At 56.1% G+C, this 15295-nt stretch carries 11 protein-coding genes; 5 read left to right on the top strand and 6 right to left on the bottom strand.

The window, feature by feature from the left end; all coding sequences use genetic code 11:
• Positions 1–70: 70 nt before the first annotated feature.
• Complete coding sequence (gene hmpA / locus HVX64_RS17045) at positions 71–1261, bottom strand: NO-inducible flavohemoprotein (protein WP_044253124.1); 1191 nt, start codon at positions 1259–1261, stop codon at positions 71–73.
• A 327-nt stretch (positions 1262–1588) separates the two neighbouring features.
• On the opposite strand from hmpA, the gene glyA reads away from it, so the two are divergent.
• On the top strand, positions 1589–2842 hold the full coding sequence (glyA, locus tag HVX64_RS17040; protein ID WP_042999800.1) for a serine hydroxymethyltransferase: 1254 nt from the start codon (positions 1589–1591) through the stop codon (positions 2840–2842).
• Between the two features lie 48 nt (positions 2843–2890).
• Here the strand turns inward: glyA and HVX64_RS17035 are convergent, their stop codons facing one another.
• Both HVX64_RS17035 and HVX64_RS17030 read right to left on the bottom strand, forming a co-directional pair.
• The gene (locus HVX64_RS17035; RefSeq protein ID WP_042999801.1) at positions 2891–3313 is read right to left on the bottom strand and encodes a DoxX family protein; all 423 of its coding nucleotides are present in this window, start codon (positions 3311–3313) and stop codon (positions 2891–2893) included.
• A 75-nt stretch (positions 3314–3388) separates the two neighbouring features.
• On the bottom strand, positions 3389–4582 hold the full coding sequence (locus HVX64_RS17030) for an ROK family transcriptional regulator (protein WP_044253121.1): 1194 nt from the start codon (positions 4580–4582) through the stop codon (positions 3389–3391).
• A 113-nt stretch (positions 4583–4695) separates the two neighbouring features.
• On the opposite strand from HVX64_RS17030, the gene HVX64_RS17025 reads away from it, so the two are divergent.
• The 4 genes from HVX64_RS17025 (at position 4696) to HVX64_RS17010 (ending at position 11542) form a co-directional block, all read left to right on the top strand.
• Positions 4696–7962 (top strand): DUF5107 domain-containing protein, encoded by a 3267-nt coding sequence (locus tag HVX64_RS17025; protein WP_044253118.1) that lies wholly within the window; start codon positions 4696–4698, stop codon positions 7960–7962.
• Positions 7963–8032: 70 nt separating this feature from the next.
• Positions 8033–9472 carry a sugar porter family MFS transporter gene (locus HVX64_RS17020; protein WP_044253116.1) on the top strand — a complete coding sequence of 480 codons (1440 nt, stop codon included), beginning with the start codon at positions 8033–8035 and terminating at the stop codon, positions 9470–9472.
• Positions 9472–10314: an aldose 1-epimerase gene (locus HVX64_RS17015; protein WP_044253113.1), complete on the top strand. Its 843-nt coding sequence runs from the start codon at positions 9472–9474 to the stop codon at positions 10312–10314. The genes HVX64_RS17020 and HVX64_RS17015 overlap by 1 nt, the downstream gene beginning before the upstream one ends.
• Positions 10315–10402: 88 nt before the next feature.
• Entirely contained in the window at positions 10403–11542 is a 1140-nt protein-coding gene (locus HVX64_RS17010) for a 3-phenylpropionate MFS transporter (RefSeq protein ID WP_044253110.1), read from the top strand.
• On the opposite strand, the gene csiE is transcribed toward HVX64_RS17010, so the two are convergent.
• From csiE to HVX64_RS16995, 3 genes are all read right to left on the bottom strand, one after another.
• Entirely contained in the window at positions 11534–12814 is a 1281-nt protein-coding gene (gene csiE, locus HVX64_RS17005; protein ID WP_042999807.1) for a stationary phase inducible protein CsiE, read from the bottom strand. The genes HVX64_RS17010 and csiE overlap by 9 nt on opposite strands.
• Before the next feature lie 234 nt (positions 12815–13048).
• Entirely contained in the window at positions 13049–13648 is a 600-nt protein-coding gene (locus HVX64_RS17000) for an SIS domain-containing protein (protein WP_044253106.1), read from the bottom strand.
• A complete protein-coding gene (locus HVX64_RS16995) occupies positions 13645–15282 on the bottom strand; it encodes an FGGY-family carbohydrate kinase (protein WP_042999809.1) in 1638 nt (545 codons plus the stop codon). Before HVX64_RS16995 ends, HVX64_RS17000 begins: the two co-directional genes overlap by 4 nt.
• Between the last annotated feature and the right edge of the window lie 13 nt (positions 15283–15295).

The following is a 15295-nucleotide window of genomic DNA, read 5'->3' as shown; positions in this document are numbered from 1 at the left end:
GGCGTAAACGCCTTATCCGGCCCTGCATCCTATAGGCCGGATAAGCACAGCGCCATCAGGCATGACATCATTACAAGACCTTATGCGGGCCGAAGCATTCGTAATGAATGTTTTCGTTTTTCACACCCAGCTCAACAAGCTGCTTCGCGGCAAACTGCATAAAGCCCACCGGACCGCACAGATAAAACTGCATCGCCGGATCGCTGATTGCGCCTTCCAGTTTGTTCAAATCCATCAGCCCAACGCTATCAAACGCGCCTTTCGCGCGATCGGCTTCGGTTGGCTCACGATACCAGGTGTGGGCGCTAAAGCGTGGCAGCATTTTACCCAGTTCACTCACTTCATCGGCAAACGCATGGACGTCGCCGTTTTCTGCGGCGTGGAACCAGTTGACCTGCGCGGTGTGGTTTGCTTTTGCCAGCGTATCCAGCATTGCCAGCATGGGCGTTTGACCGACGCCAGCAGAGATCAGGGAAACCGGCGTATTCGGGGTGACTGCCATAAAGAAATCGCCAGCAGGTGCGGCCAAATGCACGACATCGCCGATGTTCGCATGGTTATGCAGCCAGTTTGATACCTGACCGCCTTCTTCACGTTTCACGGCAATACGGTAGCTTTTACCATCCGCTTTACGGGTCAGAGAATACTGACGAATCTCCTGATGCGGGAAGCCTTCCGGTTTCAGCCAGACACCAAGATACTGGCCAGGCTGGTATTCGGCCACGGTGCCGCCGTCTACCGGTTCAAGTTCAAAGCTGGTAATCAGTGCGCTGCGCGGGGTTTTCGCCACGATCCGGAACGGACGCGTGCCTTCCCAGCCACCGTTTTTACGGGCGTTTTCACTGTAGATTTGCGCTTCGCGGTTGATAAAGACGTTCGCCAACACGCCGTAGGCTTTGCCCCACGCATCCAGCACGTCCTGGCCTGGACTGAACATTTCGTCGAGGGTTGCCAGCAGGTGTGTACCGACAATGTTGTACTGCTCAGGTTTGATCTGGAAGCTGGTGTGCTTTTGGGCGATTTTCTCAACCGCAGGCAGCAGGGCAGGCAGATTCTCAATATTGCTGGCATAAGCGGCAATGGCATTAAACAGGGCTTCACGCTGATCGCCATTACGCTGGTTGCTCATGTTAAAAATTTCTTTGAGTTCAGGGTTATGAGCGAACATGCGATCGTAAAAATGGGCGGTCAGTTTGGGGCCGGTTTCTACCAGCAGGGGAATGGTGGCTTTTACAGTGGCGATGGTTTGGGCGTCAAGCATACGGTCTTCCTTTATGTGAATCTTTAATGATGTATGTCAAATACATCTTATAAAAAATATCCCTGCTTTGTAAATGGTTCTTTGACGCTTGACGTGTTAAACGTTACAACGTGAAAAATCTGCATCACAAACCTGAAAAGAAATCCGTTGAAATTCGTAAGGTCTTCATTCCGCAAAGCCTTGTGTCCTGTGAAGGTAATCGTTTGCGTAAATTCCTTTGTCAAGACCTGTTATCACAGAATGATTCAGTTATACTGTTGCCCGTTGTCCAACAGGACCGCCTTTTAAGGCCAAAAATTCTATCGTTAGCTGAGTCAGGAGATGCGGATGTTAAAGCGTGAAATGAACATTGCCGATTATGATGCCGAACTGTGGCAGGCTATGGAGCAGGAAAAAGTACGTCAGGAAGAGCACATCGAACTGATCGCCTCCGAAAACTACACCAGTCCGCGTGTCATGCAGGCGCAGGGCTCTCAGCTGACTAACAAATACGCTGAAGGATATCCGGGCAAGCGCTACTACGGCGGCTGCGAATACGTCGATATCGTTGAGCAACTGGCGATTGATCGCGCCAAAGAACTGTTTGGCGCAGACTACGCTAACGTACAGCCGCACTCCGGCTCTCAGGCTAACTTCGCGGTCTACACCGCGCTGCTGCAACCCGGTGATACCGTTCTGGGTATGAACCTGGCGCAAGGCGGCCACCTGACTCACGGCTCTCCGGTGAACTTCTCTGGCAAACTGTACAACATCGTACCTTACGGTATCGATGAGTCCGGTAAAATTGACTACGAAGAGATGGCGCAACTGGCGCAGACGCACAAACCGAAAATGATCATCGGTGGCTTCTCAGCTTATTCCGGCGTGGTTGACTGGGCAAAAATGCGTGAAATCGCTGACAGCATCGGTGCGTACCTGTTCGTTGATATGGCCCACGTTGCGGGTCTGATTGCCGCAGGCGTTTACCCGAACCCGGTTCCGCATGCACACGTTGTGACCACCACCACCCACAAAACCCTGGCGGGTCCGCGCGGCGGCCTGATCCTGGCGAAAGGCGGTGATGAAGAGCTGTACAAAAAACTGAACTCTGCCGTTTTCCCAAGCGCGCAGGGCGGCCCGTTGATGCACGTGATTGCCGGTAAAGCGGTTGCACTGAAAGAAGCGATGGAGCCAGAGTTCAAAGTCTACCAGCAGCAGGTTGCGAAAAACGCCAAAGCGATGGTGGAAGTGTTCCTGAACCGTGGCTACAAAGTGGTGTCCGGCGGTACTGAAAACCACCTGTTCTTGCTGGATCTGGTGGACAAAAACCTGACCGGTAAAGAAGCTGACGCCGCGCTGGGTCGTGCCAATATCACCGTGAACAAAAACAGCGTGCCGAACGATCCGAAGAGCCCGTTCGTCACTTCCGGTATCCGTATCGGTTCTCCGGCCATTACGCGTCGCGGCTTTAAAGAAGCGGAAGCGAAAGAGCTGGCGGGCTGGATGTGTGATGTGCTGGACAACATCAATGATGAAGCGGTAATCGAGCGCATCAAAGGGAAAGTTCTGGATATCTGCGCACGCTTCCCGGTTTACGCATAATTCCGTTTTGCTGCAAGCAAAAGGCCGCCGATGCGGCCTTTTTCCTTTTTAGCGCCGGTCAATGGAAATCGCGCCCGGCCCCGTCAGTGCCAGCAGCAGGAAACCGCCTGCGATACTGACATTCTTATAGAAGTTAATCATATTCGGTCCCACCGCATCACCGGTCATATTCCAGAAGTGATGGCCGATCACGGCGGTACCCAGCGTATAGAAAACGAAAATAACCGCCAGTGGACGCGTGAAAAAGCCCAGCACAATCAGTATCGCTGCCGGAACCTCCATAACAACGGCAATGATCGCAGCAAGCATCGGCGCAGGGGTACCGAGAGACGTCATATATTGTACGGTACCGTCGAACCCTGTCAGTTTAGGAAAGCCAAAAATAATAAACAGAATTGCCAGCGCAATACGGGCAATCAATAAAAACAGATGGCGTGATTCTCCAAAATCAAAATAACGTAACGTGTTCATAGCAGGCTCATTAGCATGAGTAATGTACTTTAAAACTACTACACAACCCCGAGCCTCGCCATTCGCGCCATAAGCTTATATTTCGTTCAGTTGCGACTCCACGTACAGATAGCCAATGCCCATCAGTTGCTGGGCGCGGGTCAGCGTGCCAACGCTAATTTGCGTCGCTTTCGCCCGCGGGTTATCGCCGTGATCGAAAGGGTTAAATCCCGTCTGTTGCCGTAGCGTATTGAGCCAGGATTCACCAAAGGCGCAACTGCGTCCGTACAGCCAGATCTGGTTGATATTCAGGATATTAAGAAAGTTATACAGGCTTAAACCAATCGCGCTGGCGGCATGTTCCACCCATGCCTGAATGCGTACATCACCCTTGCGCCAGGCGTCGATCAGTAAATCCGTGGTCAGCGTTTCCGGATCCCTTCCCGGCACTGGCTGCGCCTTCATCCAGACTCTGGCCTGCTTTTTCAGCGCGCTCAGGGAGGCGACGGTTTCCAGACAGCCGTAACGACCGCAGTCGCAGGCGATCCCGTCGGGGTTAACAATGGTATGCCCAATCTGACCGCTGCCGTACAGGCTGCCGCGCCAGATATTGTCGTGAATGACGAACGATGAGCCAATGCCGTAATCGACGTTAATCACGCAGAAGTCCTCGTTGGCCGCCGGGTTTTGCCACTTTTCCGCCAGCGCCAGCATTACGCAGTCGTTGTCGAGGCGGACCTGTATACCGAGCCGTTCCTCCAGCAGATACTTGATTTCCACCGGCGTTTTCCACGGCGCCTGTGGCATCGTTTTCGATGCACCGGTGATCGGATCCACCTGACCGTGGACGCCCAGCGCGAGGTTGATCGTGGTGTCGGGATAGCGCTGACGCCAGCGCCGCCAGTGGTTGGCTATTGCGGCAAGCAGCGCGTCAGGCGTCGCGGCATTAATCACCTCATGCTGCCAGTCGCCAACCGCCACCAGACGCGCATCGGCCAGCTGGCTGGTCAGACTGGTCGGGGTGACGTTCATGCACAGCGTCCACGTGCCCTGTACCGGCAGATGAAAACTCCCGCTGCTGAGTCCGCGCTGGCTCAGCGTTTCACGGGAATGGCACAGCCGCCCTTCGTCCAGCAATTCTTCAAGAATGTTACTCACCGCCGGAATCGACAGGCCGGTGAGCTGCGCCAGCTGCGATTTACTGAGCTGCTTTTCGCGCCACAAATGCGACAGGAAGATCTGTTTATTCGCCTGTCTGACACGGGCGTTATTGAATCCCGAACGCTGCATACACTTAACTCCCTTAACTATATTGCGTGAGCATTGCGCATTTTACCGCCAGTTAACTGCCACACAATAGCCACATGATGACATTTTACTTTTGTTTATTGAGTGGAGGCAGCATGTACGGTTCAGTTAAGGTCTGGCAGGAAACCCTCTCACTACCGACCTGGACGGTGGGTGAGGAAGATCCGAACCCGATGTTTCTGGAAAAACGGGTTTATCAGGGCTCTTCAGGTGCGGTTTACCCCTACGGCGTGATCGACACCCTGACCGGCAAGCGCGAAATGCGCGATTACCAGGCCGTGTGGATGGAAAACGATTTTATCCGCGTCATGCTGCTGCCCGAACTGGGGGGGCGTATTCACCGTGCGTATGACAAAGTGCAGCAGCGCGATTTTGTCTATTACAACGAAGTGGTGAAGCCTGCGCTGGTTGGCCTGTTGGGGCCGTGGATCTCCGGCGGGATCGAATTTAACTGGCCGCAGCACCATCGCCCCACCACTTTTATGCCGGTAGATTTTACACAGCGGGCAGGGGAACACGGCGAACAAACCGTCTGGATGGGTGAAGTGGAGCCGATGCGCGGTCTGCAGGTGATGACTGGATTCACCCTCTACCCGGATCGCGCGTTGATAGAAATCACCGGTAAAGTCTTCAACGGCAACGCCACGCCACGTCATTTTTTATGGTGGGCGAACCCGGCGGTGAAGGGCGGCGACGATCATCAAAGCGTGTTCCCGCCTGATGTCACGGCGGTGTTCGATCACGGCAAGCGCGATGTCTCCGCTTTTCCGATCGCCACGGGCACCTATTACAAAGTTGACTACTCGGCAGGGGTGGATATCTCCCGCTATAAGAATGTGCCGGTGCCGACTTCGTACATGGCGGAAAAATCGGACTATGATTTTGTCGGTGCCTGGCATCACGGTGAGCGCGGCGGGTTGCTCCATGTTGCCGATCATCACATCTCGCCGGGGAAAAAGCAGTGGAGCTGGGGCTACGGGGATTTTGGCGTGGCCTGGGATCGTAACCTGACCGATGAGAATGGCCCGTACATCGAATTAATGACCGGGGTGTTTACCGACAACCAGCCGGATTTCACCTGGCTTGCACCTTATGAAGAGAAGGTATTCGTCCAGAACTTCCTGCCATACAGTGAATTAGGAATGGTGCAAAACGCCAGTACCGACCTGGCGTTGCGACTGGTGCGTGATGAAAGCCAGCTGTCCGTTGGTGTCTATGCGGTTGCGCCATTGCAGGATGTGCAAGTGACGCTCAGTGCAGACGGCGCGCCTTTCTTCGAAACCGCGCTGACGCTGGCACCGGGGAAAAGCTGGCTGACGACGCTTGCCGATTCGGGCTATGCGCGGATCACCATGACGGTCACCCGTCACGATGGTCAGACATTGCTGCAATACGAAGAGCATATTGCTGACGATTTGCCGCTGCCCTCGGCGGCAACGGCCCCGGCACAGCCGGAGGCATTATCTAACACTGATGAACTTTACTTTATCGGTCAGCATCTGGAGCAGTACAACCACGCCAGTCGTTACGCCGGGGATTACTATCGCCGGGCGCTGGAAATAGATCCGCTGGATTACCGCAACAACGTTGCACTGGGGACGCTGGCATTGAACCAGGCTGACTGGGCGCAAGCTGAACGCTGCGCGAAAGCGGCATTAGCGCGGGCGCATCACCTGAACAAAAACCCGCGCGATGGCGAAGCCAGTATGCTGTTAGCCGCTGCGCGGGAGCGCCAGGGCGATTGCCAGCAGGCCTGGGATCATTACTACAAGGCGAGCTGGAGCGGAAACTGTCGCGACGCGGCCTTCTGGGCACTGGCCCGGCTTGCGATGGCGCGTGGCGATCATGCAGATGCACTGGCAAAAGTAACGCAGAGTTTGCGCTTTAACGGCAGCAACAATCTGGCGATGGGACTGAAAGCGCTGGTACTGGCAGAACTGGGGCGCACGTCTGAGGCGCTGAAGTACATCGAGCAGCAGCGTAATGACTATCCGCTTAGCTACGTGCTGCACTATGCCCGCTGGGCGATACGCCGGGATGAACCGTCGAAAACGGCGCTTATCACTATTACCGGTCGCCGAGGTACTAACGCCTGCGAACTGGCAGGATGGCTACTCTCTTTCGGTCAAAAAGCTGCAGCCCGCGAACTGCTGGAACTGCTGGACAGTCAGGAAACGCTGCCGTTGCTGTGGCGGGCGTCGCTGAGCGACCATCCGCAGCCGTTCATCGCCCAGGCGCGTGCTTGCCTGCCTAACCGGGTACGTTTCCCGAATACCCTCGACGAAGTACAGATGCTGCAAACGCTGGAGCATAGTGCTTACGCCCGCTATCTGTTGGGCTGCTTCTGGTACAGCAAACGCCGCTACGAAGAGGCGCTTACCTGCTGGCAATTTACCCTGCAACAGGAGCCTGAATTTGCGCCTGTGCACCGTCTGCTGGGGATTTATGCGTGGAACAAACAGCACGATGGCGTCAAGGCACACCAGTATTTGTCACAGGCCGTGGCGCTGGAACCTGATAACGCCCGCTTCCTGTTTGAACTGGATTACCTCAATAAACTCCTGGCGACGCCTGCTGAACAGCGTCTGCAACAGCTGGAATCGCGTAAGGCGGTGGTGTTCCAGCGTGACGATTTAACCGTGGAGTTGCTCAGCCTGTGGAACGGACTGGGCCATTACGATGATGCCGCAAAGGTGCTTGGTGAGCGCGTATTCCACCCCTGGGAAGGGGGCGAAGGGAAAGCGACCGGGCAGTACCTGTTGAACCAGATGCACCGGGCGCTGGCGGCGATTGGCAAAGAGGAATTCTCCGACGCAGTCAGTCTGCTACAACAGGCGCTGATCTATCCGCATAACCTGGGGGAAGGGCGCTTACCCGGACAAACCGATAACGATATCTGGTATTTGTTGGGCTATTGCGCTCAGCGTCAGGGATATCATGACGAAGCGCATCGTTACTTTGCCCGCGCCACCCGTGGTGGAAGCACGCTGGATGCCGGACGCTACTACAACGATCAGCCCGTGGACTATCTCTTCTGGCAGGGCATGGCGCTGAAACAGTTGGGTGAACGTGACGATGCAGAGCAGCTTTTCCACAGCTTCCTGCAATGGGTGACATCACAACGCGACCACGTGCCGGAGGTGGATTTCTTCGCCGTCTCATTACCGGATCTGGTGGTGCTCGATACGCCGGCGGAGGCAAAGCACCAGCAGCACTGCCTGTTTATTACCGCGTTGGGGCATCTGGGGCTTGGGGATTTATCCGCCTGCCAGCAGGCGCTTGACGCACTTCTGCAACAGAACCCGGCGCATGACAAAGCTCTGCTTGTGCGCCATGTCATCAGACTGGAGTTATTGCACTAACCCTGAACCGGTGGCGGTAACGCCACCGGAAACCTACTGTTCCCTGCGTTTCCCTGAAAGAGGAATCATAATGAATAACGCGCAGACACATTTGAAAATCGGCTACGTCTGGACTATCTGTCTGGTCGCAGCCTGTGGTGGTTTGCTGTTTGGCTACGACTGGGTGGTGATTGGTGGGGCAAAGCCTTTTTATGAAGCGTACTTCTCGATAACCGATCCGGCGCAGTCGGGCTGGGCGATGAGCTCCGCGCTGGTGGGCTGTATTTTTGGCGCGCTGATTTCGGGCTGGTGCGCGGATAAATTTGGTCGAAAAATGCCGCTCATCCTCTCTGCTATTTTGTTCAGCGCCTCGGCATGGGGAACCGCCGTTGCCAGCAACTTCGACATGTTCGTGATTTACCGCATCGTTGGCGGCGTCGGGATTGGTCTTGCGTCAGCGCTCAGCCCGCTGTACATCGCTGAAGTCAGTCCGGCGGAAAAACGCGGACGTTTTGTGGCGGTGAACCAGTTGACCATTGTCATTGGCGTTCTGGCGGCGCAACTGATCAACCTGATGATCGCTGAACCCGTTGCCACAGGGGCGACACAGCAGGCGATTGTTGAGAGCTGGAACGGGCAGATGGGCTGGCGCTGGATGTTTGGCGCAGAACTGGTTCCCGCGTTGGCGTTTTTGGTGCTGATGTTTTTCGTCCCGGAATCCCCACGCTGGCTGGTGAAGGCGGGTAAACCGGAGCGTGCGCGTGCCATGCTGCTACGCATTGGCTCTGCGGAGTACGCCGGACAGACGCTAAAAGAGATCGAACACACGCTGCTCAAAGATAATCACAGAGTCGCATGGTCAACGCTGCTGCAACCGCAGATCAAACCGATCGTGATCATCGGCATGGTGCTGGCGGTCTTCCAGCAGTGGTGTGGGATCAACGTGATCTTTAACTACGCGCAGGAGATTTTCGCCTCTGCCGGTTTCGACATCAACGGTACGCTGAAATCGATCGTTGCGACCGGCATTATCAACCTGGTCTTTACCCTCGCCGCACTGCCGCTGGTGGACAAAATTGGCCGGCGCAAGCTGATGCTGTTCGGCGCATCCGGCCTGACGGTGATTTATGTGTTGATTGCCGGTGCCTACGGGATGGGGATTATGGGCTGGCCGGTGCTGGTTCTGGTGCTGGCGGCCATTGCCATTTATGCCCTGACGCTGGCACCGGTCACCTGGGTGCTGCTGTCTGAAATCTTTCCTAACCGCGTGCGCGGGCTGGCGATGTCGCTGGGTACGCTGGCGCTGTGGATTGCCTGTTTCCTGTTGACCTATACCTTCCCGCTGCTCAATGCCGGGCTGGGTGCCGCCGGGAGTTTCCTGCTCTACGGCGTGATTTGCGCAATGGGATATGTGTATGTGCTGCGTAATGTACCGGAAACCAAAGGCGTAACGCTGGAAGCGCTGGAAGAACAACTGGCGGCGAGACATTTGAAAGCCAGTCCGTCGGTACAGCCAAAAAGCGTGCGCTGATGACCACGCCGCTGACGCTGCATAACGCGCATCTGCGGATGCGCGTGGATCCTCAGGGCGGCGCGCTGTTGTCGCTGTTTTCGTTACAACATCAACAACCGGTTCTACGCGAAAGCGAGGGAAAAACCGCCGGTGATGGCGGGCTGTTTCCGATGCTGCCGGTTGCCAATCGCGTGGCCGGTAACCGCTTCAGCCAGCGCGGAACCGAGGTGCAATTGCCGTTATATGAGGTCGACGACGCGTTTTTCCTGCACGGTGACGGCTGGCTTAAACGCTGGGAAGTGACGGCGGCGACCGATGATAGCTGTTCGCTGCGTCTGCGCAGTCAACTGGCATGTGGCTATGATTATCAGGCGGAACTGCAGTATGTGCTTGACGCGTCAGTATTCAGGGCGTCGCTGACGATCGCTCATCTGGGCAAGCGCCCCATGCTGTACGGCTGCGGTTTCCACCCGTTTTTTGTCTTTGATGCGCGAAGCACCGTGCAGTTTTCTGCCAGCGGTTACTGGCCGGAAGGCGCGCACCATTTGCCGCTGGCCTGGCAGAGTGAACTGCCGACGGAGGCTGATTTTACCAGGGCGCAGTATGGCGCGGATCGCTGGTTAAATGTGGGGTATTCCGGCTGGAGTGGGCAGGCGATCGTTCAACGTAATGTGATGCGCGTCACGATTTCTGCGCAAACTCCCTGGCTTATGCTTTTCAGAATGCCGGGTGAGTCATTTCTTTGTCTGGAACCGCAGACGCATCCGGTGAATGCCCACCACATGCCGGGGCAGCCGGGATTACGGATGTTAGGCTCTGGAGAACAGTGCCGTTTCGCGATGGAGATTCGCGTTGATTAGCGGCAAAACGTTGTTATGTTGCTGTTAATGTTCACTTGCGCCAACCTGCGTTTATCGCCAGACTATCGCCTCCACACGGGAGGGGATCATGTCTTTGCACTCCACGCGCTGGCTGGCGCTCGGTTACTTCACCTATTTTTTTAGCTACGGGATTTTTCTTCCCTTCTGGAGCGTCTGGCTTAAAGGGCTTGGCCTCACGCCGGAGACGATCGGCCTCTTATTGGGCGCTGGTCTGGTCGCCCGTTTTCTTGGCAGTTTGATCATTGCCCCGCGGGTCAGCGATCCATCACGGCTGATCTCCGCGTTACGCATTCTGGCGCTACTGACGCTGATCTTTGCGCTGGCCTTCTGGGCCGGAACCCATGTCGCCTGGCTGATGGTGGTGATGGTCGGCTTTAACCTCTTCTTCTCGCCGCTGGTGCCGCTCACGGACGCGCTGGCGAATACCTGGCAAAAGCAGATCACCATGGATTATGGACGGGTGCGTCTGTGGGGATCGGTCGCGTTTGTGATTGGTTCGGCGCTAACCGGCAAACTGGTCAGCCTGTTTGATTACCGGGCGATTCTGGCGCTGCTGACGCTGGGCGTCGCCTCAATGTTGCTGGGAATGCTGATTCGCCCCAGCGTGTTGCCCAAAGGGGAAAACCGTCACCAGGAGAGCGCTGGCTGGCCCGCCTGGCGTTCGCTGGTCACACAAAGCTGGCGCTTTCTGGCCTGCGTCTGTCTGTTGCAGGGGGCGCATGCCGCCTACTACGGTTTTAGCGCTATTTACTGGCAGGGGGCGGGGTATTCCGCGTCGGCGGTCGGCTATCTCTGGTCGCTCGGCGTGGTGGCAGAAGTGATTATCTTCGCCCTGAGCAATAAGCTGTTCCGCCGCTTTAGCGCCCGCGATCTGTTACTGCTCTCCGCTATCTGCGGTGTGATTCGCTGGGGACTGATGGGCTGGACGACGGCGCTGCCGTGGCTGATTGTGGTGCAGATCCTCCATTGTGGCACCTTTACCGTCTGCCACCTGGCGGCGATGCGTTATATTGCGGCGCGTCAGGGAAGCGAAGTCATTCGTCTGCAGGCGGTCTATTCTGCTGTGGCGATGGGCGGCAGCATTGCCATCATGACCGTGTTTGCTGGCTTCCTGTACCAGAATCTGGGCAACGGCGTCTTCTGGGCGATGGCGCTGGTGGCGTTGCCGGCTATGGTACTGCGGCCAAAAGTGGCCGCTTCAGCCTGATTCCAGCATCTTGCGGATCTGCTGCTGCTGATGTGGCGTTAGCGCCTGATCCGCATGAATCAACGGGGGTGAAAAGAGCGGCAGCAGCGTGGCGTAAGGGGTAACAATCAGCGCCACGCCGCGCGGTGAGCCTTCCTGCTGGAAAGTTCGCATCGGCAATGGCTTGATGTTCAGCGGCAGTAGCGTCAGTTCACGCAGTTGTTGTTCTATCTGCTGCTCCAGTTGCGGATTATCACCGGTCAGTAAGACGACCTGTTTCTCATGCAGGTCATTATCCTGCATCAGCCATGCGCCAAAAATCACCGCCACCAGTCCCGTCTCTTCTTCAGAAAACTCAACGGCATACTCTTCTTCAAACCCGCGTAACGCATCGCGGGTGGTACGCATCAGACGCGGATAGAGGCGGGCGAACTCTTCCGGCAAGGTGTTATCGATGCCAATCGAAAACAGGCAGCGGTTCAGCGCCTGGGACAGATGGATATAGAGCTGATCGTTTAGCCCCTGCTCGTCGTTAAAACGCACCGCGCCCATTTCGCGAAAACGCAGGATCAGGCGGGCGATCGCCAGACGCAACCGCCGGTTCTGCTGATGGTTATCGCGAATCGGGTCCGGGATGCGGACCATCGAAAACAGCAGCGCCATAAACAGCGATTCCGTTAATGGCGCATCCTGCCGGACACGACGCTGCCAGTGACGGCCAATCTCCTGCGCTAACGCGTATTCGGCGCAGGACTGCGCCCAGCGCTGCTGGACGGGATTGAATTCCGGCGAGATCCCCGCATGATGTTGCAACAGACAATATTGCAGATAGAGGCGCAGGAACTGGATGTCCCGGCACTCGAACGGCTTTTGCAGACGACGCGCACAAAGGTTAATCAGCGCATGCAGATTGGTATCGTCATACAGCGTGCGCAGGATCCCCCGCTGTTTTAGCTCAATTTTGAGGGCGGGGGCAAAGTGTTGATTAATGAACGCCGGACACAAACGCAGGCCGCGTCTGAGCCAGTGTAAGAGGCAGAGGCGTTGGTTAAGCGCGGTACCTTCGATCCGGTAGCACCCATTCGGACCAGTGCTAATGCTAAGTCGATGATAGCGTTGGATCTCCAGTCCCGTTTCGACAATATCCTCACGGGCAACAGTATCATCGACACCATTTAGCGCACTGAACATTTCCGCGGTGGCAATCTGCCCCGGCTGGAAAAGCGTCAGCAAAACCTGGCAACGGCGCTGGGGAGCAGAAAGTACAGATGGCGGAGCAAGCGTTGTCATCATCTGTCGGATCTCCCTTAGGTATGTTAGATAAGAATAGCTAAAGTTTTTCCATAGCCATTACGAATGAAATGTTTTGCGTCAGGAATGTAGGGAGAGGTCACAGAATTTTTCACGTGTGCAACCGCGTAAGAGAGTTTAACGCAGCGCTTTATTAGGATTTTCCGCGTTTTTATCTTCAGATTGTGCAGTAAAAAGCCTCGCCAGGGGAGACGAGGCTGAAAGGTTATTAATGGATTAACGATTCTGTCGCAGGGTTAACCCGACATCCCCACCCGGATGCACGGCCAGCAGCGTTTCTCTGGTATAGCCGCTTTCACTCATCAGGCAGGCGCAGGCAGCATCAAAGATCGCAATCACCAGCATGATGGAGGTGGTCGCCAGCATGTTCAGCGGATCCGCCTCGCGCTGGACGCCGGTGGAAATCACCAGCCGGGCGGCCTTTGCAATGGCGGAATTCGCGTTTTCCGTAACGCTGATAATCGGCACGTTGCGCGCCGCAAGGCCTGGCAATAAGCGCGTGAGCTCGTCAGAGTTACCGCCGCGCGAGAGTAAAATCATCCGATCGTCAGCGCGTAAAAAACCGAGATCGCCGTGCGCGGCATCGGTGGCGTTGAGGTAGATCGCCGGGCGCTCAACGCAGGAGAGCATGTGGGCGATTTTACGCGCCGCAATGCCAGAGGTGCCGACGCCGGTGACCACGATTTTTCCCCGACATTCGCGCAATTCCGTCATTAATGCATTCCAGACCGGTTCGCTCAAATGCTGACCCAGACCGGCCAGCGCCTCACTGTAGAGGGTCCAGGTATCGGTGGCCTGTTGCCATGGGCTACTCATGCATCCCCCTGCATCAACTGACGGTACTTCATGTGATCCTGATACATCTCGTGGAACACCTGATATTTACGGTCGTAATACTGCTTAATGCGATTGGTCTGCGGGGTGACCGTTTTACCTATCCGGCTCATGGCCGACATTGCTTCCGGGAAGGTCTCGAACACGCCGGCGGCGATGGTGCCCATCATTGCGCCACCGAGCAGCATCGCTTCGCTCTCTTCCGGAAGTAGCATGGCGCAACCAGTGGCATTGGCATGTTCCTGCACAAAGATAGGGTTCTTGGTGCCGCCGCCGCTGGCCATGATAGTGTCGATGCTGTACCCACTCTGGTTCATGGTTTCAATGATGTGACGCGTACCCAACGCGATGGCCTGAATGGTTGCCAGATAGTGCAGCGCCATGTCTTCCGGCGTGCGGGAAAGCTTCAGCCCACTGATCGCCCCGGTCAGCGTCGGATTGGCGCGCGGCGAACGGTTGCCGTGGAAGTAGGGCAGGATATGAATATCACGGGTCAGGAAGGCGATATTCTCCGGCTCGCCTGCCATTTTACGCAGCAGCGCGTTCAGCACTTCATAAATGGTTTGCCCCTGCGCTTTGGCTTGCGCCAGCAGCGTATCGTAACAAGGGTGCGACTGAATAATGTGGTCGATCAGCGCGCCGGTCGCGGACTGTCCGCCTTCATTGAGCCAGTATTCCGGCAACACGGCGGAATAGTAAGGACCCCAGACGCCGCCAATAAAGCGAGGCTCTTTTGAGATCGCCATGTGCCCGGTAGAGGTTCCACCAATCAGGGCAACGCGACGGTCAAAGTCAGCGACTTCGCCAGAGACACCGCAGGCGCCAAGCGTGCCGAGGGTACCCGCATGGGCATCAATGATCGACACGCTGACGGCAGTGCCTGGAATCAACCCCATTTCACTGGCGGCGCGCTGAGTCAGTCCGTGACCAAGCGGTTCGCCCATCGTTTTCACATAGCGACCAATTTTTGCCGCATCGTGTTCCAGCAGATCTTCCAGTCCGATCTCCCGGAAGTAGCTGGCATCCCACTTGTCTTCATGGCCCATGTAGGTCCATTTGCACACCGTGGAACACAGTGAACGCGTGTCGTCGCCGGTGGCGCGCCAGGTCAGGAAGTCGGGTAAATCAAAATAGTAGCCCGCGTTGGCCCAGGTGTTAGGCATATGCTGTTTCAGCCACAGCAGTTTCGGCGTTTGCATTTCCGGGGAGATGATCCCGCCTACGTAGTCCAGCACCCGATGGTGCATCGCGTTGATGCGCTCGGCCTGGGTGATGGCGCGGTGATCCATCCACACGATGATGTTTTGCTCGCTGCGCCCGGAAGGGCTGATGGTCAGCGGTTTGCCCTCCTTATCCAGCACCACCAGCGAACAGGTGGCGTCAAATCCCAACCCTTTCACCTGAATGGGGTTGATATCGGACTGATTAATGGCATCACGAACCGCGTTGCAGACAGCCTGCCAGATGTTATCGGACGACTGCTCGACGAAATCGGCCTGCGGGCGGTAAATTTCAATCGCGCGAGTGGCCTGGCCGACCATTCTGCCGTTGAGATCAAACACCCCTGCGCGAGCGCTGCCGGTTCCTACATCCACACCAATAAAGTAACTCGCCATAATTTTTCTCCTG

This window comes from Citrobacter sp. RHB20-C16 (assembly GCF_013890155.1).
Classification (GTDB): Bacteria; Pseudomonadota; Gammaproteobacteria; order Enterobacterales; family Enterobacteriaceae; genus Citrobacter_A; species Citrobacter_A amalonaticus.
This window is presented reverse-complemented; position numbering and strand designations above follow the sequence as displayed.